At 69.0% G+C, this 255-nt stretch carries 1 protein-coding gene; it reads left to right on the plus strand.

Annotated elements, in window-relative coordinates; translation table 11 throughout:
* A partial coding sequence (locus QSK30_RS36685; RefSeq protein WP_502871952.1) for a transposase occupies positions 1-255 on the plus strand: 255 nt, incomplete at both ends.

Below are 255 nucleotides of genomic sequence, written 5' to 3' on the forward strand. Positions count from 1 at the left end.
GTCGCCGCAGCAGATCGCGACCAGGCTGCGGAGGGATTTTCCGATGGATCCCGGGATGCGGGTGTCCCATGAGACGATCTACCAGACCTTGTTCGTCCAGGGCGAGGGCGAGCTGCGGGCCGTGATGTACAGGGCGTTGCGTTCCGGGCGGGCCAAGCGGGTGTCCCCGTCGCGGAAGGCGCCCCGGCATGACCTGATCACCGGGATGGTGTCGATCAGCGAGCGCCCGAAGGAGGCCGACGACCGGGCCGTGCC

The organism is Actinokineospora sp. NBRC 105648 (genome assembly GCF_030269645.1).
Lineage (GTDB): Bacteria > Actinomycetota > Actinomycetes > Mycobacteriales > Pseudonocardiaceae > Actinokineospora.